This is a genomic window from Pseudomonas sp. FSO-7 (genome assembly GCF_059579345.1).
In genome coordinates this window covers 6,273,035-6,294,845 of the sequence record NZ_CM184193.1, presented here as the reverse complement: position 1 = coordinate 6,294,845, position 21,811 = coordinate 6,273,035, and the positions used below count along the sequence as shown (strand labels likewise).

The 21,811-nt window shown below is 60.8% G+C and carries 20 protein-coding genes; 17 read left to right on the top strand and 3 right to left on the bottom strand.

The window, feature by feature from the left end:
- Window positions 1-68: 68 nt before the first annotated feature.
- The 9 genes from argA to AC515T_RS27655 all read left to right on the top strand — a co-directional run bounded on the left by argA (window position 69) and on the right by AC515T_RS27655 (window position 8,997).
- A complete protein-coding gene (gene argA / locus AC515T_RS27695; protein WP_053126389.1) occupies window positions 69-1,367 on the top strand; it encodes an amino-acid N-acetyltransferase in 1,299 nt (432 codons plus the stop codon).
- Between the two features lie 417 nt (window positions 1,368-1,784).
- Window positions 1,785-3,110 (top strand): OprD family outer membrane porin, encoded by a 1,326-nt coding sequence (locus AC515T_RS27690; protein WP_496530751.1) that lies wholly within the window; start codon window positions 1,785-1,787, stop codon window positions 3,108-3,110.
- A gap of 285 nt (window positions 3,111-3,395) precedes the next feature.
- Window positions 3,396-4,034: a peroxiredoxin gene (locus AC515T_RS27685; RefSeq protein ID WP_024617266.1), complete on the top strand. Its 639-nt coding sequence runs from the start codon at window positions 3,396-3,398 to the stop codon at window positions 4,032-4,034.
- A gap of 306 nt (window positions 4,035-4,340) precedes the next feature.
- Entirely contained in the window at window positions 4,341-4,934 is a 594-nt protein-coding gene (gene ssuE, locus AC515T_RS27680) for an NADPH-dependent FMN reductase (RefSeq protein WP_496530750.1), read from the top strand.
- A gap of 90 nt (window positions 4,935-5,024) precedes the next feature.
- A complete protein-coding gene (locus tag AC515T_RS27675; RefSeq protein WP_496530749.1) occupies window positions 5,025-5,990 on the top strand; it encodes a sulfonate ABC transporter substrate-binding protein in 966 nt (321 codons plus the stop codon).
- A gap of 24 nt (window positions 5,991-6,014) precedes the next feature.
- A complete protein-coding gene (ssuD, locus tag AC515T_RS27670) occupies window positions 6,015-7,163 on the top strand; it encodes an FMNH2-dependent alkanesulfonate monooxygenase (RefSeq protein WP_109752544.1) in 1,149 nt (382 codons plus the stop codon).
- Window positions 7,164-7,170: 7 nt separating this feature from the next.
- Window positions 7,171-7,953, top strand: a complete 783-nt coding sequence (gene ssuC, locus AC515T_RS27665; protein WP_072405955.1) for an aliphatic sulfonate ABC transporter permease SsuC — start codon at window positions 7,171-7,173, stop codon at window positions 7,951-7,953.
- Entirely contained in the window at window positions 7,950-8,756 is an 807-nt protein-coding gene (gene ssuB, locus AC515T_RS27660) for an aliphatic sulfonates ABC transporter ATP-binding protein (RefSeq protein WP_496530748.1), read from the top strand. The genes ssuC and ssuB overlap by 4 nt, the downstream gene beginning before the upstream one ends.
- Before the next feature lie 25 nt (window positions 8,757-8,781).
- Entirely contained in the window at window positions 8,782-8,997 is a 216-nt protein-coding gene (locus AC515T_RS27655) for a TOBE domain-containing protein (RefSeq protein WP_003177394.1), read from the top strand.
- A gap of 127 nt (window positions 8,998-9,124) precedes the next feature.
- Here the strand turns inward: AC515T_RS27655 and AC515T_RS27650 are convergent, their stop codons facing one another.
- Window positions 9,125-9,760, bottom strand: a complete 636-nt coding sequence (locus AC515T_RS27650; RefSeq protein WP_496530747.1) for a TetR/AcrR family transcriptional regulator — start codon at window positions 9,758-9,760, stop codon at window positions 9,125-9,127.
- Window positions 9,761-10,000: 240 nt separating this feature from the next.
- Complete coding sequence (locus AC515T_RS27645; protein ID WP_265031936.1) at window positions 10,001-11,377, bottom strand: glutamine synthetase family protein; 1,377 nt, start codon at window positions 11,375-11,377, stop codon at window positions 10,001-10,003.
- 278 nt (window positions 11,378-11,655) lie between these two features.
- On the opposite strand from AC515T_RS27645, the gene AC515T_RS27640 reads away from it, so the two are divergent.
- From AC515T_RS27640 to AC515T_RS27605, 8 genes are all read left to right on the top strand, one after another.
- Window positions 11,656-12,432 carry a gamma-glutamyl-gamma-aminobutyrate hydrolase family protein gene (locus AC515T_RS27640; protein ID WP_496530746.1) on the top strand — a complete coding sequence of 259 codons (777 nt, stop codon included), beginning with the start codon at window positions 11,656-11,658 and terminating at the stop codon, window positions 12,430-12,432.
- A gap of 40 nt (window positions 12,433-12,472) precedes the next feature.
- Window positions 12,473-13,831 (top strand): glutamine synthetase family protein, encoded by a 1,359-nt coding sequence (locus AC515T_RS27635; RefSeq protein WP_060740155.1) that lies wholly within the window; start codon window positions 12,473-12,475, stop codon window positions 13,829-13,831.
- Between the two features lie 58 nt (window positions 13,832-13,889).
- Entirely contained in the window at window positions 13,890-15,254 is a 1,365-nt protein-coding gene (locus AC515T_RS27630; protein WP_496530745.1) for an aspartate aminotransferase family protein, read from the top strand.
- Between the two features lie 181 nt (window positions 15,255-15,435).
- Complete coding sequence (locus AC515T_RS27625) at window positions 15,436-16,533, top strand: polyamine ABC transporter substrate-binding protein (protein ID WP_496533200.1); 1,098 nt, start codon at window positions 15,436-15,438, stop codon at window positions 16,531-16,533.
- A 182-nt stretch (window positions 16,534-16,715) separates the two neighbouring features.
- Entirely contained in the window at window positions 16,716-17,813 is a 1,098-nt protein-coding gene (locus AC515T_RS27620; protein WP_496530744.1) for a polyamine ABC transporter substrate-binding protein, read from the top strand.
- 60 nt (window positions 17,814-17,873) lie between these two features.
- Window positions 17,874-19,016 carry an ABC transporter ATP-binding protein gene (locus AC515T_RS27615; RefSeq protein ID WP_122567462.1) on the top strand — a complete coding sequence of 381 codons (1,143 nt, stop codon included), beginning with the start codon at window positions 17,874-17,876 and terminating at the stop codon, window positions 19,014-19,016.
- Window positions 19,013-19,933 carry an ABC transporter permease subunit gene (locus AC515T_RS27610; RefSeq protein WP_496530743.1) on the top strand — a complete coding sequence of 307 codons (921 nt, stop codon included), beginning with the start codon at window positions 19,013-19,015 and terminating at the stop codon, window positions 19,931-19,933. Before AC515T_RS27615 ends, AC515T_RS27610 begins: the two co-directional genes overlap by 4 nt.
- A complete protein-coding gene (locus tag AC515T_RS27605; RefSeq protein ID WP_496530742.1) occupies window positions 19,930-20,817 on the top strand; it encodes an ABC transporter permease subunit in 888 nt (295 codons plus the stop codon). Before AC515T_RS27610 ends, AC515T_RS27605 begins: the two co-directional genes overlap by 4 nt.
- 194 nt (window positions 20,818-21,011) lie before the next feature.
- Here the strand turns inward: AC515T_RS27605 and AC515T_RS27600 are convergent, their stop codons facing one another.
- The gene (locus AC515T_RS27600; protein ID WP_496530741.1) at window positions 21,012-21,650 is read right to left on the bottom strand and encodes an HD domain-containing protein; all 639 of its coding nucleotides are present in this window, start codon (window positions 21,648-21,650) and stop codon (window positions 21,012-21,014) included.
- Window positions 21,651-21,811: the final 161 nt, after the last annotated feature.

The window sequence follows — 21,811 nt, the reverse complement described above, 5'->3', positions numbered from 1 at the left end:
TAACCACCAGCCCGTTGTGCGTTCTGTTTCGTCTTTTTTTGGCTGTTATTTATTACAGGTCCAGGTTCATGCCCGAATACGTCAATTGGCTTCGCCACGCTTCGCCCTACATCAACGCCCACCGCGATTGCACCTTCATCGTCATGCTGCCCGGCGACGGGGTGGAACACCCTAATTTCGGCAACATCGTCCATGACCTGGTGCTGCTGCACAGCCTCGGCGTGCGCCTGGTGCTGGTCCATGGTTCGCGTCCGCAGATCGAGACCCGCCTCGCTGCGCGGGGCCTGACGCCCCATTACCACCACGGCATGCGCATCACCGACGCGGCGACTTTGGAGTGCGTGATCGACGCGGTCGGCCAGTTGCGCATCGCCATCGAGGCGCGCCTGTCCATGGACATGGCCTCCTCGCCCATGCAGGGCTCGCGGTTGCGGGTCGCCAGCGGCAACCTGGTCACCGCGCGTCCCATCGGCGTGCTCGAAGGCGTGGATTATCACCATACCGGTGAAGTGCGTCGGGTCGACCGCAAGGGCATCAATCGCCTGCTGGACGAGCGTTCCATCGTGCTGCTGTCGCCGTTGGGTTATTCGCCCACCGGAGAGATCTTCAACCTGGCCTGCGAAGACGTCGCCACCCGGGCGGCCATCGACCTGGCGGCCGACAAGCTGTTGCTGTTCGGTGCCGAGCAGGGGCTGATCGGCGAGGACGGACGGCTGGTGCGCGAATTGCGCCCGCAACAGGTTCCCGGCCACATGCAGCGCCTGGGCAGCGACTATCAGGCCGAACTGCTGGATGCGGCGGCCCAGGCCTGTCGGGGTGGCGTGGCGCGCAGCCATATCGTCAGCTATGCCGAGGACGGTGCGCTGCTGGCGGAACTGTTCACCCGCGATGGCAGCGGCACCTTGGTGGCCCAGGAGCAATTCGAAGTGGTGCGCGAAGCGGCCATCGAAGACGTCGGCGGCCTGCTGGACCTGATCAGCCCGCTGGAAGAGCAGGGGATTCTGGTGCGTCGCTCTCGCGAGGTGCTGGAGCGCGAGATCGAACAGTTCAGCGTGGTCGAGCGCGAAGGCATGATCATCGCTTGTGCGGCGCTGTACCAGATCGCCGATTCGGATGCCGGGGAACTGGCCTGCCTGGCGGTGAACCCGGAATATCGCCACGGTGGTCGGGGCGATGAGCTGCTGGAGCGCATCGAAACCCGCGCCCGTGCCCAAGGGCTCAAGACGCTGTTCGTACTGACGACCCGGACTGCCCACTGGTTCCGCGAGCGCGGTTTCGAGCCCAGCAGCGTCGACCGTCTGCCGGCGGCGCGGGCGTCGCTCTACAACTACCAGCGTAACTCGAAAATCTTCGAAAAAGCCCTCTGAGCGACTCCCTCTTAAACGCGTGCTGCGGCGATCTTCTTGATTTCAGACAATGAGTGACTAGTCTGGGAAGGCTCAAGATCGCGGCATGCACGCGCAGTGGTACGCCTGACCACGGCTGCGACGAAACACGCTTCAGGATTCCTCGACGTCGCCGATAAGCCTTGTCACGGCTTGATGACGTTTTGATGGCAACCATATGTCGAAACGAGCTGAAAACTAATGAAACAATTCTTTTTGGATTTATAAAGAATCCTTTATTCTTCGGGCCGGTGTCGCGGGGTTAGACCATGGTCGTAGGCCGAAAGGGTTACGGTTGACTTGCCAGTCACGGTCTGGCGCTAATCGCGCATCCGCGGATTCCGGACGTCGATCCAGAACCAAAGACACACAAGAATTAGAAAACGAGAGGAGCGAAGCATGAACAAGTCCACCTTGGCCCTGGCTGTGGCCGTTGGGGTTTTGGCGCAGCAAGCAGGCGCCGCCGGTTTTATCGAGGACAGCAAGGCGTCCGTCAGTTCTCGCACCATGTATTTTGACAACGATAACCGCGAAGGCGCTAACGATCAGCGTGAAGCGGCCACTGGCCTGAAGTTCGACTACAAGTCTGGCTTCACCCAAGGTGTCGTTGGTTTTGGTCTCGATGCCCAGGCGTTGGTTGGTCTTCACCTCGATGGTGGCAAAGGTCAGCACCCGGACAACAACTCTTTCTCCCCAAGCGACTCCGACGGTTCTGCCGAACACAGCTGGAGCCGTGTGTCAGGTAACGTGAAGGCATTGTTCTCCAAGACCGAGGCTCACCTGGGTGGCGCACTGCAGCCTAACCTGCCGATCCTGGTCGCCAACGATGGCCGTCTGCTGCCGCAAACCTTTGAAGGTGGCACCATCACCTCCAAGGATCTGGACAACGTGACGTTCAACGCCGGTCAACTGGAACGCGCCGTGGGCCGTGCCGGGACTAACAGCACTGGCCTGGCAGTGGCAGGCGGTACCGAAGACAGCAACCAGTTCCGTTACGCCGGTGCTGATTGGAAGGTCACCAAGGACCTGACCCTGCAGTACTACTACGCCAACCTGCAGGATTACTACAAACAGCACTTCCTGGGCGCGGTCCACGTGTTCCCGATCAGCGAAGGACAGTCGTTCAAGACTGACCTGCGTTACTTCGACAGCAGCTCGGATGGCCGTAACGGCGATGCGGGCTATCGTTTCAACAACAACGGTGGTTATGCCAAGAACCCGGGCGAGGTCGATAACAAGACCTGGAGCGCCATGTTCACCTACACCCTGGGCGGCAGCGCGTTCCTGTTGGGTCACCAGCAAGTCGGTGATGACGGTGGCTTCGTCTACCTGAACCAGGGCAGCCTGCTCAATGACGCCGGTCGCAATGAAGGCGCGGGTGGTTCGAGCTTCTACCTGTTCACCGACAGCATGATCCATCAGTTCGTCCGCGCGGGTGAGAACACCACCTTTGGTCAATACTCGTACGACTTCACCAGCTTGGGCGTTCCAGGCCTGAAGGCTGCGATTGCCTACTTGCACGGCGATGACATCAAATCCGTTACCGGCGGAAGCGAAACGTCCGAGTGGGAACGCGACATGCGTCTGGACTACGTTGTCCAGCAAGGTCCGCTCAAAGGCTTCGGCACTACCCTGCGTCACGGTTCTTACCGTGGCAGCAGCACCGGTATCGCCGACCAGGATCAGACCCGCCTGATCTTCAACTACACTTACAACTTCATGTAAGACGTAGCGAAATAAAAAAAGCCCCGTCCGGCAACACGCCGGGCGGGGCTTTTGCGTTTTCGAGTCAGGCCCACCCCTGTAGCCCTCCTCGAAACTTCTCCTCTTTTCAGCAACTCGAGGCCTTCTCGAACCTCGCTGACGATCTTGTGCCGGTATGCGGAATGGCGCCAGTGAACAGTTTTTTATATTCACTAATGATCTAGATAAATGGATATTCATTCTTTTTAATGCAATCGAAACCGGTGCAAAGTTGGGTTCACAACAACCTCATCCAGGAGCCGCACCATGAGCCTCAGACTTGGCGACATCGCCCCCGACTTCGAACAGGATTCCAGCGCCGGCAAGATTCGCTTCCACGAATGGCTCGGCGACAGCTGGGGTGTGCTGTTTTCCCACCCGGCGGACTTCACGCCGGTCTGCACCACCGAGTTGGGCCTGACCGCCAAGCTCAAGGACGAGTTCGCCCAGCGCGGAGTCAAGGCCATTGCGCTCTCGGTGGACCCGGTGGACTCGCACCACAAGTGGATCGAGGACATCAATGAGACCCAGAATGCCGTGGTCAATTTTCCGATCCTGGCCGATGCCGACCGCAAGGTGTCGGACCTGTACGACTTGATCCACCCCAACGCCAGCGACACCTTGACCGTGCGTTCACTGTTCGTGATCGACCCGAACAAGAAGATTCGCCTGACCATCACTTACCCGGCCAGCACTGGGCGCAATTTCAACGAAATCCTGCGAGTGATCGATTCCCTGCAACTGACCGACAACTACAAAGTCGCCACCCCGGCCAACTGGCAGGACGGTGATGAAGTGGTGATCGTGCCGTCGCTCAAGGATGAAGAGGAACTCAAGCAGCGCTTTCCCAAGGGCTATCGCGCCGTGAAGCCTTACCTGCGCCTCACCCCGCAGCCCAATCGCTGACGCAAACGCAAAACCTGTGGGAGCGAGCTTGCTCGCGATGGCGGTCTATCAGTCAATATCGCCTCTGGCAGATCCGACGCTATCGCGAGCAAGCTCGCTCCCACAGGGGAATCACTGTGCACCAGGGTTTTGGCCGTTCCGACGGCCTTTTTTTATTGCGACAGGGAAAGGCAATTTCATATCTCAAAATAGAATAACCAAATGAATAAATATGATTTAAAGATATATAAATCCCCTGTTATGGTTTGACCCATGCAGCGAGATCGCCCGCCGCGAATCGCACGTGACAGTTAAGGAAGGGTAGGCATGTTGGTCGTCTCACTCGGTGGCAGTCCCAGCCAACGCTCCCGCTCCGGGGTGCTGCTGGAACGTTCGCAACGCTGGTTGCGGCAGCAAGGTGTGGAAGTGGTGAGCTATCAGGTGCGCGATTTCCCGGCCGAAGATCTGCTCCATGCCCGTTTCGACAGCCCGAAGGTGGTCGACCTGCTCCAGCAGATCGAAAATGCCGACGGCTTGCTGATCGCAACGCCGGTGTACAAGGCGTCTTTTTCCGGTGCGCTGAAGACCGTGCTGGACCTGCTGCCTGAACGGGCCCTGGCCCATAAAGTGGTATTACCGATGGCAACCGGCGGCAGCATCGCCCACATGCTGGCGGTGGATTACGCCCTCAAACCGGTGTTGTCGGCGCTCAAGGCCCAGGAAATGCTCCACGGGATCTTTGCCGAAGACAGCCAGATCGCTTACGGCGAAGGCAGTGCTCAGGCCCAATTGACGCCGGCCCTGCAACAGCGCCTGGACGAGGCGCTGGAACAGTTTTTCAGCGCCATGGCCCGTCGGCCCAGGCCGCTGGACCCCAGTGTATTGAACGAACGTTTGTTGAGTGCTCGCTGGAGCATTTGAACCCCGAATACCCTGATTCAACTCACCTTACTCAGCCGCCAACGGCCCAGCAGGTGCAGCCAAAACCCCACAGCAAAAAGGAGAGGCGCCATGCGCACTGTCATTTTGCGTCGCGGGCTGGTCGCTCTGTTTGCTGCGGCTGTGTCCCTCGGCGTCATCGCTCAAGCTCAAGCCGAGACCTTGCGGATCGGCTATCAGAAATACGGCACCCTGGTGCTGCTCAAGGCCAAGGGCTCGTTGGAAAAACGCCTCGCAGCCCAAGGCGTGGACGTGCAATGGACCGAGTTCCCCGGCGGCCCGCAACTGCTGGAAGGCTTGAACGTCGGTTCCATCGACTTCGGCGTGACCGGTGAGACCCCGCCGGTGTTTGCCCAGGCCGCGGGCGCCGATCTGCTCTATGTCGCTTACGAGCCACCGGCACCCGCCAGCGAGGCGATCCTCGTGCCCAAAGGCTCGGCCATCCAAACGGTGCAAGACCTCAAGGGCAAGAAAGTCGTGCTGAACAAAGGCTCCAACGTCCACTACCTGCTGGTGCGGGCGCTGGAAGACGCTGGCCTGAAGTATGCCGATATCCAGACCGTTTTCCTGCCGCCGGCCGACGCCCGTGCCGCGTTCGAACGGGGCAGTGTGGACGCCTGGGTGATCTGGGACCCGTACCAGGCTGCCGCCGAACAACAGTTGCAGGCACGCACCCTGCGTGACGGCAAAGGCATCGTCGATAACCACCAGTTCTATCTCGCCACCAAACCTTATGCGCAAAAGAATCCCCAGGTCATTACCGCCCTGGTGGAAGAGGTGCGAGCAGTGGGGGAGTGGTCCAAGGCCAACCCTGAAGACGTGACCCAGCAGGTGGCGCCGCTGCTTGGCCTGCCGGCGGACATCACCCTGACGTCGGTGAAGCGCCAAGGCTATGGGGCGTTGTTCCTGACGCCGGAAGTGGTGGCGGCGCAGCAGAAAATCGCCGACAGCTTCTACCAGCTCAAATTGATTCCCAAGCCCTTGAGCATCAAGGACGTGATCTGGGCGCCGCCGGCGGCCGTTGCGAACGCGCAGTAATTCGATCCCTTAGGAGACCACTCCATGAGCCTCAATATTTTCTGGTTCCTGCCTACCCACGGTGACGGCCATTACCTTGGCACCGCCGAAGGCGCCCGCGCTGTCGATCACGGTTACCTGCAGCAGGTTGCCCAAGCGGCGGACCGCCTGGGTTTCGGCGGCGTGCTGATCCCCACCGGGCGTTCCTGCGAGGATTCCTGGCTGGTGGCCGCGTCGTTGATTCCCGTGACCCAGCGCCTGAAGTTCCTGGTGGCCCTGCGCCCCGGGATCATTTCCCCAACGGTGGCGGCGCGCCAGGCCGCGACCCTCGACCGGTTGTCCGGTGGGCGGGCGTTGTTCAACCTGGTGACCGGCGGCGACCCGGATGAGTTGGCCGGCGATGGCTTGTTCCTCGACCACGAACAACGCTACCAGGCCTCGGTGGAATTCACCCGGATCTGGCGCCGGGTGCTGGAAGGCGAGACGGTGGATTACGACGGTGAGCACATCAGTGTGAAGGGCGCCAAGCTGCTCTATCCGCCGATCCAGCAACCGCGTCCACCCCTGTATTTCGGCGGCTCGTCGGAAGCTGCCCAGGACCTGGCGGCCGAGCAAGTGGAAATGGTGCTGACCTGGGGCGAGCCGCCCGCGGCCGTGGCGCAAAAGATCGAACAAGTGCGCGCCAAGGCCGCCAAGCTTGGCCGTACCGTGCGCTTCGGTATCCGCCTGCATGTGATCGTGCGGGAAACCAACGCCGAAGCCTGGCAAGCGGCCGACCGGCTGATCTCCCACCTGGACGACGACACCATCGCCCGCGCCCAGGCGTCCCTGGCACGCTTCGATTCGGTGGGCCAGCAACGCATGGCCGCCCTGCACGGTGGCAGTCGCGACAAGCTGGAAGTCAGCCCCAACCTCTGGGCCGGTGTCGGCCTGGTGCGCGGCGGTGCTGGTACGGCGCTGGTGGGCGATGGCCCGACCGTGGCGGCGCGGGTCAAGGAATACGCCGATCTTGGCATCGACACCTTCATCTTCTCCGGTTATCCCCACCTGGAAGAGTCCTATCGCGTGGCGGAACTGTTGTTCCCACACCTGGACGTGGAGCGCCCGGAGTTGCCGAAAAGCCAGGGTTATGTGAGCCCGTTCGGTGAAATGGTCGCCAACGACATCCTGCCCAAAGCCGCGTCCCAGAGCTGAGGCGGCCATGAAGAAAATCATCCACAACCTCGCGCCCTGGGCGGTGCCGCTGCTGTTGCTGGCGGTCTGGCAACTGTCGGTATCGGCCGGTTGGTTGTCCACGCGGATCCTGCCAGCACCCGTGGCGGTGATCGAAGCTGGGGTGAGCCTGGTGCGCAGCGGCGAGATCTGGACGCACCTGGCAATCAGCGGTTGGCGGGCAGCGGTCGGTTTCCTGATCGGCGGCGGCATCGGCCTGGCCCTGGGTTTCATCACCGGTTTGTCGAAATGGGGTGAACGCCTGCTGGACAGTTCGGTGCAGATGGTGCGGAACGTGCCGCATCTGGCGCTGATTCCGCTGGTGATCCTGTGGTTCGGTATCGACGAGTCGGCGAAGATTTTCCTGGTGGCCCTGGGCACGCTGTTTCCTATCTACCTCAACACTTATCACGGGATCCGCAACGTCGATCCGGCGCTGGTGGAGATGTCCCGCAGCTACGGTTTGTCCGGCTTCAGCCTGTTTCGCCAAGTGATCCTGCCAGGCGCCTTGCCTTCGATCCTGGTGGGCGTGCGCTTTGCCCTGGGTTTCATGTGGTTGACGCTGATCGTGGCGGAAACCATCTCGGCCAGCTCCGGTATCGGTTACCTGGCGATGAATGCCCGGGAGTTCCTGCAAACCGATGTGGTGGTGCTGGCAATTCTCCTGTACGCCGTGCTGGGCAAATTGGCCGACCTGGCCGCTCGTGGGCTTGAGCGGGTCTGGTTGCGCTGGCACCCGGCGTACCAAGTGAACAAGGGAGGTGTGGCATGACCGCCCAACAACCTCCGCGCCTGCTGCGTGGCATTCCGCTGGCGGTGCGCAAGCTGCAGAAAACCTTCGGCGCGCGCCAGGTATTGCGCGACATCGACTTGCATATCCCGGCCGGGCAGTTCGTGGCGGTGGTCGGTCGCAGCGGCTGTGGCAAAAGTACCTTGCTGCGCTTGCTGGCAGGCCTCGATCAGCCCACGGACGGCCAGTTGCTGGCGGGTTCGGCACCGTTGAGTGCTGCGCAGCAGGACACGCGGTTGATGTTCCAGGAAGCGCGTTTGCTGCCCTGGAAAAAAATCATCGACAACGTCGGTCTCGGCCTCAAGGGCAATTGGCGCGCGCAGGCGTTGCAGGCACTGGAAGCGGTGGGCCTGGCCGACCGCGCCCATGAATGGCCGGCGGCGCTGTCCGGCGGCCAGAAACAACGGGTGGCCCTGGCCCGTGCGCTGATTCATCAGCCGCGCCTGTTGCTGCTCGACGAACCCTTGGGAGCGCTGGACGCCCTGACCCGTATCGAGATGCAGCAACTGATCGAAAACCTCTGGCAGCAGCACGGCTTCACGGTGTTGCTGGTGACCCACGACGTCAGCGAGGCGGTGGCCATCGCTGACCGGGTGATCCTGATCGAGGACGGCCAGATCGGCCTCGACCTGGCCATCGACCTGCCACGTCCACGGGTTCGCGGCTCCCATCGCCTGGCGACCCTGGAAACCGAAGTCCTCAACCGCGTGCTGTCCTTGCCCGGCCAACCGCCGGAACCCGAACCCGTTTCACCCTTGCCCACGCAATTGCGTTGGGCTCAATAACTTCATCCAGACAGGAATCGACACCATGACTATCAAAGCCATCAACGTACGCAACCAGTTCAAAGGCACCATCAAGGAAATCGTCGAAGGCGACGTGCTGTCGGAAATCGACGTGCAGACCGCTTCCGGCATCGTCACCTCGGTCATCACCACCCGCTCGGTCAAGGAGCTGGAACTGGCGATCGGCAGCGAAGTGATCGCCTTCGTCAAATCCACCGAGGTGTCTATCGCCAAGTTGTGAACGATGTTTCACCCACAGCCCCGGACGGCGTGAGCCCTTCGGGGCTTTTTTGGTGGCCGGTGAATACGCTTGGTGAGGTTGGAAGGGGGCCTTTGTTGCGAGGGGATAAATCCCCTCGCAACAGGGGTCAGGGGGCTTCACGCTTGGGGAGATACGGCGGCAGATACAACCCCAGGTACGCATCGAACACCCGCATGCCTTCTTCGGCCATGCGTGGGGTGATCTGCCCATGCTGTTGTACCGAGCGGGCGTAGACGCGGTCGCCCAGTTCCATGGCCAGGGCGAACACGTCGACGTCGTCGGGCAGGGGCGGCAGGGCGAAATGGTGGTCGAACACCTTGTGCATCAAGTCACTCAGCTCGAGGTCGTGCTGGCGGTCGGCCTGGGTGACTTCGGCCAGGCCGTGCTGGGCCAGGATCAGCTGGCGAGCGGCGGCGTCCTGGCTGTAGATGGCGAGCATGCGCTGCTCCACCAGCCGTGACAGGTCGTGCCAATGGTTCAGCGCCGCATGATCGATCGGTGCCTGCAGGCCCGCGCGAAAAGCGGCGTGGACATCGGCGGTCAGGGCTTCGAGCAGGGCCGGGACGCTGGCGAAGAAGTGGTACACGGAAGAGGGCGGGATCCCGGCGCGCTCGGCGACGCTGTAGATCGACAGGCTGGCCACGCCTTCGGCGGCAAGCAGCGTACGGGCGGCATCGAGAATGGTGTCGATCCGGGCTTGGCTGCGTGCGCGGGGTTTGCGGGGTGTGGCGATGCGTGTCATGAAGCTCTCCTGCGGGGCTGCCGGGCATTGTACGAGTCGGGTCCGGTGTTGTCTTCCCGGCCGCCATCGCGAGCAAGCTCGCTCCCACATTGGGTGTGAGCTGACCCTCAAATCATGTGCACCGCAAATCCCCTGTGGGAGCGAGCTTGCTCGCGATCCGCCGAAGGCGGCCATCCACCCGAATACAAAAAAACGCCGCAGCCCCGAAGGCCTGCGGCGTTTCTTTTTTACCGCAACCGCTTACACGGTATGCAAGTACCAGTTGTACTCGAGGTCGGAGATGGAGTGTTCGAACTCCTCCAGCTCGCTCTCTTTGCAGGCCACGAAGATATCGATGTATTTCGGGTCGATGTACTTGGCCATGACTTCACTGTCGTCGAGCTCGCGCAGGGCATCGCGCAAGTTGTTCGGCAGGCTTTGCTCGTTCTGCTCGTAGCTGTTGCCTTCCACCGGCGCACCGGGCTCGATCTTGTTGACCAGGCCATGGTGCACGCCTGCCAGCACGGCGGCCATCAGCAGGTAGGGGTTGGCATCGGCACCGGCGACGCGGTGTTCCAGGCGTACGGCATCGGCGGAGCCGGTGGGTACGCGCAAGGCCACGGTGCGGTTGTCCAGGCCCCAGGTCGGCGAGTTCGGCACGTAGAACTGTGCGCCGAAGCGACGGTAGGAGTTGACGTTCGGGCAGAGGAAAGCCATCTGCGCGGGCAGGGTCTCGAGCACACCGCCGATCGCGTGACGCAGCGCGGCGTTCTGCTCGGGATCCTCGCTGGCAAAGATATTCTTGCCTTCTTTATCCAGAATCGAAATGTGGACGTGCAACCCGTTGCCCGCCTGGCCCGGATAAGGCTTGGCCATGAAGGTGGTGTCCATTTCATGGTCGTAGGCGATGTTCTTGATCAGACGCTTGAGCAGGACCGCGTAGTCGCAAGCCTTGATCGGATCGGCCACGTGGTGCAGGTTCACTTCGAACTGCGCCGGGGCACTTTCCTTGACGATGGCGTCGGCGGGGATGCCTTGCTCCTTGGCCCCTTCCAGAATGTCCTGGAGGCAATCGACGTATTCGTCGAGGTCATCGATCAGGTAGACCTGTGTCGAGTGCGGGCGTTTGCCGGAAATCGGCGAGCGGGGCGGTTGTGGGCGTCCATTCACGTTCTCCTGGTCGATCAGGTAGAACTCCAGCTCGAATGCGGCGCAGATGGTCAGGCCCAGTTCATCGAACTTGGTCACGACCTGGCGCAGGACTTCACGCGGGTCGGCGAAGAAAGGTTCGCCTTCGAGTTCGTGCATGGTCATCAACAGTTGCGCGGTAGGGCGCTTCTGCCAAGGCTCGTTGCACAGGGTGTCAGGGATTGGATAACAGATCCGGTCAGCATCACCGATGTCCAGGCCCAGGCCGGTGCTTTCCACCGTAGAGCCATTGATATCCAGAGCAAATAAAGAGGCCGGCAGGTTGATGCCTTTCTCGTAAACCTTGTGGAGGCTGGTGCGTTCTATGCGCTTGCCGCGCACCACACCATTCATATCCGCAATCAGAAGGTCAACGTACAGAACCTCAGGATGTTCCTTAAGGAACGCGTTCGCTTCGTTAAGCTGAACGGCACGCGGGGGTACCGACATGATGCAACACCTTTGTTGTTAAAAATATCAATCATTGATCTCTTCGAAAGCCAGTCAACCCGAACGGCATGCCGAAGTCAAGCAGGGCCTTTTTTGCCCTAAAAAAGCACCTGCAGGGCTTTTTTGAGGCAATTTAGGGCGTTTTTTTCCCTTTAAGGGCCTTGGCGCCCGCAGGCTTGAGCGGGCCGTGTTGTATTTTTTACGGGGGTGTTGTGTAAAAAAATGAACAAGGCTAAGCTCGATTCAAACCCATAACAGCAATAATACCGGGGTGCTTCATGTCTCGCCTGCCGTTAATCGGCGTCACCACCTGCTCCAAGCAGATCGGTCTGCATGCTTATCACGCCAGTGGCGATAAATATTCCCGGGCTGTCGCGACAGCCGCCAAGGGCTTGCCCGTGCTGCTCCCGTCCTTGGCGGATCTGTTCCCGCCGTCCGATATTCTGGACGCCCTGGACGGTATTCTCTTTACCGGCTCTCCTTCCAATGTAGAACCTTTTCACTACCAGGGCCCAGCCAGTGCGCCGGGCACTGCCCATGATCCTGCACGGGACGCCACCACCCTGCCGCTGATCCGCGCCGCTGTCGAGGCGGGCGTCCCGGTGCTGGGCATCTGCCGTGGTTTCCAGGAGATGAACGTAGCCTTTGGCGGCAGCCTGCATCAGAAGGTTCATGAAGTGGGAACGTTCATCGATCATCGTGAAGACGATACTCAAGCGGTGGAGGTCCAATACGGTCCTGCCCACCCCGTGCATATCCAGCCTGGCGGCGTACTGGCAGGCCTGGGGTTGCCTCAACTGATCGACGTCAACTCGATCCACAGCCAGGGTATCGAGCGCCTGGCACCTGGCTTGCGGGCCGAAGCGGTGGCGCCGGATGGCCTGATCGAGGCTATTTCGGTATCAGAAGGCAAGGCTTTTGCTTTAGGTGTGCAATGGCACCCTGAATGGGAGGTAAGCTCTAGCCCGCACTACCTTGCGATTTTCCAGGCATTTGGCGATGCCTGCCGAGCAAGGGCAACACAACGCGACGCGGATGCGTCAAACAACGCCTGACGACTAATAGCAGTCAGGAAACTCACGCCTAGAGGCATTTATGAGTAACAACCTCGACCAGCTCACCGATTGGTTGAAAGACCACAAGATCACAGAAGTCGAATGCATGATTGGCGACCTGACCGGTATCACCCGGGGCAAGATCTCGCCGACCAACAAGTTCATCGCCGAGAAAGGCATGCGCCTGCCCGAGAGCGTTCTGCTCCAGACCGTGACGGGCGACTATGTCGAAGACGACATCTATTACGAACTGCTCGACCCGGCTGACATCGACATGATCTGCCGCCCGGACGAGAACGCCGTGTTCCTTGTGCCCTGGGCCATCGAGCCCACCGCCCAGGTCATCCACGACGCCTACGACAAGCAGGGCAACCCCATCGAGCTGTCGCCGCGCAACGTGCTCAAGAAAGTGCTCAAGCTCTACGCAGACAAGGGTTGGCAGCCCATCGTCGCGCCGGAAATGGAGTTCTACCTGACCAAGCGCAGCGACGACCCGGACTTTCCGCTGCAGCCACCCATTGGTCGCTCCGGCCGTCCGGAAACCGGTCGCCAGTCGTTCTCGATCGAAGCGGCCAACGAATTCGACCCGCTGTTCGAAGACGTCTATGACTGGTGCGAATTGCAGGAACTGGACCTCGACACCCTGATCCACGAGGACGGCACGGCGCAGATGGAAATCAATTTCCGTCACGGCGATGCCCTGTCCCTGGCCGACCAGATCCTGGTGTTCAAGCGCACCATGCGCGAGGCTGCACTCAAGCATGACGTGGCCGCCACCTTCATGGCCAAGCCCATGACCGGCGAGCCGGGCAGCGCGATGCACCTGCACCAGAGCATCATCGACAAGGAAACCGGCAAGAACGTCTTCTCCAATGAAGACGGGACCATGAGCGATCTGTTCCTGCACCACATCGGCGGCCTGCAGAAGTTCATCCCCGAGCTGCTGCCGCTGTTCGCCCCCAACGTCAACTCGTTCCGCCGCTTCCTGCCGGACACCTCGGCACCGGTGAACGTGGAGTGGGGCGAAGAGAACCGCACCGTGGGCCTGCGCGTGCCGGACGCCGGGCCGCAGAACCGTCGGGTGGAAAACCGCTTGCCGGGCGCCGACGCCAACCCGTACCTGGCGATCGCCGCCAGCTTGCTGTGTGGCTTCATCGGCATGGTCGAAGGCATCGACCCGAGTGCGCCGGTGGTGGGCCGCGGCTACGAACGCCGCAACCTGCGTTTGCCGCTGACCATCGAAGACGCTCTGGAACGCATGGAAAACAGCACCACCATCGAGAAATACCTGGGCAAGAAATTCATCACAGGCTACGTCGCGGTCAAGCGGGCCGAGCATGAAAACTTCAAGCGCGTCATCAGTTCGTGGGAGCGGGAATTCCTGCTCTTTGCCGTCTGAAGCGCCGGGCGGAGCTGCTTAAGGCAGCTTCGCCCTCACCGATAACAGGAGAATTCGCATGACCCGCAATAACCCGCAAACCCGTGAATGGCAGGCCCTGAGCAACGATCACCACCTGGCACCGTTCAGCGATTTCAAGCAGCTCAAAGAGAAAGGCCCGCGCATCATCACCCGCGCCAAGGGCGTCTACCTCTGGGACAGTGAAGGCAACAAGATCCTCGATGGCATGGCCGGTCTCTGGTGTGTGGCGGTCGGTTACGGCCGCGACGAACTGGCCGACGCCGCCAGCCAGCAGATGCGCGAACTGCCGTACTACAACCTGTTCTTCCAGACGGCCCACCCGCCGGTGCTGGAATTGTCCAAAGCCATCGCCGACATCGCCCCTGAAGGCATGAACCACGTGTTCTTCACCGGCTCCGGCTCCGAGGGCAACGACACCATGTTGCGGATGGTCCGCCACTATTGGGCGATCAAGGGCCAGCCGAACAAAAAAGTCATCATCAGCCGCAAGAATGGCTATCACGGTTCGACCGTCGCGGGCGCGAGCCTGGGCGGCATGACCTATATGCACGAGCAGGGCGACCTGCCGATCCCGGGCATTGTCCACATCGCCCAGCCTTACTGGTTCGGCGAAGGCGGCGACATGAGCCCCGAAGAGTTCGGCGTGTGGGCGGCCAACCAGTTGGAAGAAAAGATCTTGGAGATCGGCGTGGATAACGTCGGTGCCTTCATCGCCGAGCCGATCCAGGGCGCCGGTGGCGTGATCGTGCCGCCGGACAGCTACTGGCCGCGCATGAAGGAAATCCTCGCCAAGTACGACATCCTGTTCGTGGCCGATGAAGTGATTTGTGGCTTCGGCCGCACCGGTGAGTGGTTCGGTACCGACCACTACGGGTTGAAACCGCACATGATGACCATCGCCAAGGGCCTGACCTCCGGCTACATCCCCATGGGTGGGCTGATCGTGCGCGACGACGTGGTCGCGGTGCTCAACGAAGGCGGTGACTTCAACCACGGGTTTACCTACTCCGGTCATCCGGTGGCCGCGGCGGTGGCCCTGGAAAACATCCGCATCCTGCGCGACGAGAAGATCATCGAGCGTGTCCACAGCGAAACGGCACCCTATTTGCAGAAGCGTTTGCGGGAACTGAACGATCATCCGCTGGTGGGTGAAGTACGCGGGGTCGGTTTGCTGGGGGCGATCGAACTGGTCCAGGACAAGGCCACGCGCAAGCGCTACGAAGGCAAGGGCGTGGGCATGATCTGCCGGCAGTTCTGCTTCGATAACGGGCTGATCATGCGCGCGGTGGGCGACACCATGATCATTGCGCCGCCGCTGGTGATCAGCAAGGCCGAGATCGATGAGTTGGTGACCAAGGCGCGGCAGTGCCTGGACCTGACGCTCAGTGCGTTGCAAGGCTAGGTGCTAGGCTCTGAGCGAGGTGCCTGCACGGGCCTCGCCCAGCGTGAACAAAAGGCTGGGCTTGTGTTGAAAGCCTGCCCTGTAACTTGCCAGACTACCCGCTGTTCAAGTTGCCCGCGAGCCGGCTACTGAACGTGGCTAAAAAGAATAACTGGAGCATCAATCCATGAAGGCATTAGGTATGAAGATAGCTGGCAAGACCCTCCTCGCCATGTCCCTGATGGGCGTGATGGCGGGCGCCGTCCAGGCGGACGACAAAGTGCTGCATGTCTATAACTGGTCCGACTACATTGCGCCGGACACCGTCGCCAAGTTCGAGAAAGAAACGGGGATCAAAGTCGTCTACGACGTGTTCGACAGCAACGAAACCCTGGAAGCCAAGTTGCTGGCCGGCAAGTCCGGTTATGACATCGTGGTGCCGTCGAACAACTTCCTCGCCAAGCAGATCAAGGCCGGGGTCTACCAGGAACTGGACAAGTCCAAGCTGCCGAACTGGAAGAACCTGGACACAGACCTGCTCAAGGCGGTCGGCGATGCCAGTGACCAGGGCAACAAACACGCCTTCCCCTACATGTGGGGCACCATCGGCATCGGTTACAACCCCGAGAAGGTCAAGGCCGCACTGGGCATCGACAAGATCGACTCCTGGGACACCCTGCTCAAGCCCGAGAACATCGCCAAGCTCAAGAGCTGCGGCGTGAGCTTCCTCGATTCGCCAACCGAAATGATTCCGGTGGCCCTGCATTACCTTGGCTACCCGACCGACAGCCAGGACAAGAAGCAACTGGCCGAAGCCGAAGCGCTGTTCCTCAAGTTGCGTCCATCGATCGGTTACTTCCACTCGTCCAAATACATTTCCGACCTGGCCAACGGCAACATCTGCGTCGCCGTGGGCTACTCGGGTGATATCGAGCAATCCAAGAGCCGCGCTGCCGAGGCTGGCGGCAAGGTGAAAGTGGCCTACACCATTCCCAAGGAAGGTGCCGGTTCGTTCTACGACATGGTCGCCATTCCCAAGGATGCCGAAAACGTCGAGGCCGCTTATAAGTGGATGAACTTCATCATGCAGCCGGAAATCATGGCGGAGATCACCGACAACGTGCGCTTCCCTAACGGCAACAAGGCCGCCACCGCTTTGGTGGACAAGGAAATCTCCGGTGACCCGAGCATTTACCCATCGGACGAAGTGAAGGCCAAGCTGTACGCCATCGCCGACCTGCCGTCGGCAACCCAGCGGATCCTGACCCGCAGCTGGACCAAGATCAAATCCGGTAAATAAGCCGGCCTGAAGCATCCTCCTGTTGTCGCTGGCATCGCGGCGGCGCAACAGGAGCCTTCAATCACTAAAAGTTTTGCTGGATCGGTTTATCGAGGGTAAGTTGCGCGCCGGTTTTGTTGCAGGGCCCATCGTGGCCACGTAACGGGGGCAACTTGGGCCCAACTATTTAAGAGGACCTCCACGTGCCAGTCTTTTCTTTGTTACGCAACGCCTTGCTGGTCGGCACCGGCCTGACGCTCGCTGTCAGCGTCCAGGCCGCCTCCACCGTGCATATTTATAATTGGTCGGACTACATCGGCGAGACCACCCTGGCGGATTTCGAAAAAGCCACGGGCATCAAGCCGGTGTACGACGTGTTCGACTCCAACGAAACCCTGGAAGGCAAGTTGCTGGCCGGGCGCACCGGTTACGATGTGGTCGTGCCGTCCAACCACTTCCTGGGCAAGCAGATCAAGGCCGGGGCGTTCCAGAAACTCGACAAGGCGCAGTTGCCCAACTACGCCAACCTCGATCCTGCGCTGCTCAAGCGCCTGGAAAAGAACGACCCGGGCAACCAGTACGCCGTGCCTTACCTGTGGGGCACCAACGGCATCGGCTATAACGTCGAGAAGATCAAGGCGGTCCTGGGTGTCGACAAGATCGATTCGTGGGCCATGCTGTTCGAGCCGGAAAACATCAAGAAGCTGTCCAGCTGCGGCGTTTCGTTCCTCGACTCGGGCGACGAAATGATCCCGGCGATGCTCAACTACCTGGGCCTGAACCCCAACAGCGAAAACCCCGAAGATTACAAGAAGGCTGAGGCGCAGCTGCTCAAGATCCGGCCTTACGTGACCTACTTCAACTCCTCCAAGTACATCTCCGATCTGGCCAATGGCGAGATCTGCGTGGCCGCCGGTTTCTCCGGCGATATCTTCCAGGCCCGCGCTCGTGCCAGCGAGGCCGGCAAGGGTGTGAACATCGCCTACGTGATTCCCAAGGAAGGCGGCAACCTCTGGTTCGACATGCTGGCGATCCCGGGCGACGCCTCCAATGTCAAGGAAGCCCACGCGTTCATCAACTATGTGCTCAAGCCCGAGGTGATCGCCCAGGTCAGTGACGTTGTCGGTTATGCCAACCCGAACCCGAAGGCTGGCGAACTGATGGACCAGAAAGTCCGCACCGATGAAGCGGTTTATCCCCCGCAAGCGGTCGTCGACAAGCTCTACGTCAACTCCGAGTTGCCGCCCAAGATCCAACGACTCATGACCCGCAGCTGGACCAAGGTCAAGTCGGGTAAATAAACGTCAACACTCTTGTTCGTCCGCGTGGGGCGAACTGCAAATTCTGTGGGAGTTTCGTAAATGGCAGTTGCCTCCGGCGCCTATAAGAAAGCCCTCGAGGGCGACCAGACACCCAAGCAGGTGCTGGTCAAAATCGACCGGGTCACGAAGAAGTTCGACGAGACGATTGCCGTGGACGATGTGTCCCTGGAAATCAAGAAAGGCGAGATCTTCGCCTTGCTCGGCGGTTCGGGATCGGGCAAATCCACCTTGCTGCGCATGCTGGCCGGTTTCGAGCGGCCCACCGAGGGGCGGATTTTCCTCGACGGTGTGGACATCACCGACATGCCGCCCTATGAGCGGCCGATCAACATGATGTTCCAGTCCTACGCCCTGTTCCCGCACATGACCGTGGCGCAGAACATCGCCTTCGGCCTGCAACAGGACAAGATCCCGAAGGCCGAGATCGATGCCCGCGTGGCGGAGATGCTCAAACTGGTGCAGATGAGCCAGTACGCCAAGCGCAAGCCGCACCAGCTCTCCGGCGGCCAGCGCCAGCGTGTGGCCCTGGCCCGTTCCCTGGCCAAGCGGCCGAAGCTGTTGCTGCTCGACGAGCCGATGGGCGCGCTGGACAAGAAGCTGCGCTCGCAGATGCAGCTGGAACTGGTGGAGATCATCGAGCGGGTCGGCGTGACCTGCGTCATGGTGACCCACGACCAGGAAGAGGCCATGACCATGGCCGAACGTATCGCGATCATGCACCTGGGCTGGATCGCCCAGATCGGTAGCCCGATCGACATCTACGAGACCCCGACCAGCCGGCTGGTCTGCGAGTTCATCGGCAACGTCAACATCTTCGAGACCGAAGTGGTGGACGACGCCGAAGGCCACGCGGTGCTGACTTGCAAGGACCTGGACCGCAACATCTACGTTGGCCACGGCATCAGCACCTCGGTGCAGGACAAGTCCGTGACCTACGCCATTCGCCCGGAAAAACTGTTGGTTACGTCCGAGCAGCCGACCTGCGAGCACAACTGGTCCAGCGGCAAGGTCCATGACATCGCCTACCTGGGCGGCCACTCGGTGTTCTACGTCGAGCTGCCGAGCGGCAAGTTGGTGCAATCCTTCGTCGCCAACGCCGAACGCCGTGGCCAGCGCCCGACCTGGGGCGACCAGGTGTTCGTCTGGTGGGAAGACGACAGCGGCGTGGTGCTTCGCTCATGAACATGCGCAAACTCAAACGCCGACTCGATCGAATAACGCCCGGTGGCCGCCAACTGGTCATCGGGGTGCCCTTCATCTGGCTGTTCCTGTTCTTCATGCTGCCGTTCTTCATCGTCCTGAAGATCAGCTTTGCCGAAGCCGACGTGGCCATTCCGCCGTACACCGAGATCTACAGCTACGTCGATCAGAAGTTGCAGGTGCTGCTCAACCTCGCCAACTACGCGATGCTGAGCGAGGACGAGCTGTACATCGCCGCCTACCTCGGCTCGCTGAAAATGGCCCTGATCAGCACGGTCTTGTGCCTGCTGATCGGCTACCCGATGGCCTATGGCATCGCCAACGCCCGCAAAGAGATGCAGACAGTGCTGGTGCTGCTGATCATGATGCCGACCTGGACTGCGATCCTGATCCGCGTCTATGCGTGGATGGGCATCCTCAGCAATAACGGCCTGCTCAACGGTTTTTTGCTGAGCATGGGCTGGATCAGCGAACCGCTGCAGATCCTCAACACCAACCTGGCGGTGTACATCGGGGTCGTCTACTCCTATCTGCCGTTCATGATCCTGCCGTTGTACGCCAACCTGGTGAAGCATGACGCCAGCCTGTTGGAAGCTGCGTCGGACCTGGGTTCGAGCACCTTCAACAGCTTCTGGAAAATCACCGTGCCGCTGTCCAAGAACGGCATCATCGCCGGCTGCATGCTGGTGTTCATCCCCGTGGTGGGCGAGTTCGTGATCCCGGAGCTGCTGGGCGGCCCGGAAACCCTGATGATCGGTAAAGTGCTGTGGCAGGAATTCTTCAATAACCGAGACTGGCCGGTGGCTTCCGCCCTGGCGGTGGTGATGCTGGCGATCCTGATCGTGCCCATCATCCTGTTCAACCGCAGTCAGGCCAAAGAAATGGAGGGCAAGGAATGAAGCGCTTCAGTTTTTCAAGCCTGATGCTGGTGCTGGGTTTGCTGTTCATCTACGCGCCGATGCTGATCCTGGTGATCTACTCGTTCAACGCCTCGAAACTGGTGACGGTGTGGGGCGGCTGGTCGATCAAGTGGTACGTCGGCCTGCTGGACAACAGCCAGTTGATGGGCTCGGTGATGCGCTCGCTGGAAATCGCCTGCTACACGGCGATTGCCGCGGTGGCCCTGGGTACGCTGGCGGCCTTCGTGTTGACCCGCATCACCCACTTCAAGGGCCGCACGCTGTTCGGTGGTTTGGTCACCGCGCCGCTGGTGATGCCGGAAGTGATCACCGGTCTGTCGCTGTTGCTGCTGTTCGTGGCCATGGCGCAGATGATCGGCTGGCCCCAGGAGCGTGGCATCGTCACGATCTGGATCGCCCACACCACGTTCTGCGCGGCCTATGTGGCGGTGGTGGTCTCGGCACGCTTGCGTGAGCTGGACCTGTCCATCGAAGAGGCGGCCATGGACCTCGGTGCGCGGCCGTGGAAGGTGTTCTTCCTGATCACCATCCCGATGATCGCGCCGTCGTTGGCAGCGGGGGGCATGATGTCGTTCGCGTTGTCCCTGGATGACCTGGTGCTGGCGAGCTTCGTCTCCGGCCCCGGCTCGACGACCTTGCCGATGGAAGTCTTCTCGGCCGTGCGCCTGGGGGTCAAACCGGAAATCAACGCCGTGGCGAGCCTGATCCTGCTGGCGGTGTCGCTGGTGACCTTCCTGGTCTGGTACTTCAGCCGTCGCGCCGAAGAAAATCGCAAGCGCGCGATCCAGCAAGCCATCGAAGAAAGCGCCGCCGACTCCTGGAAACAACCGGAAGTCCGCCGGGCCGAGACCGCACCGGTCTAACCCGACACTGGCGCCAAATGTGGGAGCGGGCTTGCTCGCGAAGACGGAGGTACATCCAACATTCATGTTGGCTGATGCACCGCTTTCGCGAGCAAGCCCGCTCCCACAGTTTTTTGTTCGCCTACAAACCTGCGGCCGAACGCAGATCCCATTGTGGGAGCGAGCTTGCTCGCGATAGCGGTGGGGCGTGCTGGCTACGAATGCCAAGACGAAGCGCGGATCACCTCCACGAAGTTCATCGGCTTGAACCCAGGTTCCTGATCCACCAACACGTCGGTCTTCACGTTGCCAAAGGTGGTCTGCGGACGATGCCGCAAACCGTTGGCGAAGGCGCAGATGATGCACTCCTTGAACCCTTCCCCGCGCGGATGAGCCTGCACCACGGCGTCGCGCTGTGCTGCCGGAAACGCGGCGTAGTCCATGCCCAGTACGTCCATTTCCACGCCAGCGGTCACCAGGGCCACCGTGGGACGCAGATGTTTGGGTACGCCCGGCGTAGTGTGCAGGGCAATCGACAGCCACACCTGCTCAATGTCGTCATCGCTCAACCCGTAGGGCTTGAGAAACGCCGCGGCCGCGTTCGCCCCGTCCACTTCGAAGCGCTCATCATCGCTGCGATAGCCTTCCACCAGGCCCAAGTCGTGGAACATCGCCCCGACATACAACAACTCCGGGTTGTAGGCCAACTGCCGCCGCTGGCCACTCAAGGCGCCGAACAGAAACACCCGACGAGAGTGGTGGTACAGCAGGTCAGACTCGATATCGCGAATGTATTCGGTGGTGGCGCGGGCGAGGGGGCTGTCGGGGATCTTGATGCCGGCGATGGTGTTCATGCTGTTCTCCTCTTGACGATAGGCCAGTACGGCGCCGAGGGTTTCAGTCTGTTCGCCGGGCGTTAGCCGAACAATGTTCCCATGGCTACGATCCTTGCCAATAAGCCTGGGTTTCGTGCCAGATGGCTTCCGGGACGCGAATTGGCTAGGGTGCTGGAGTC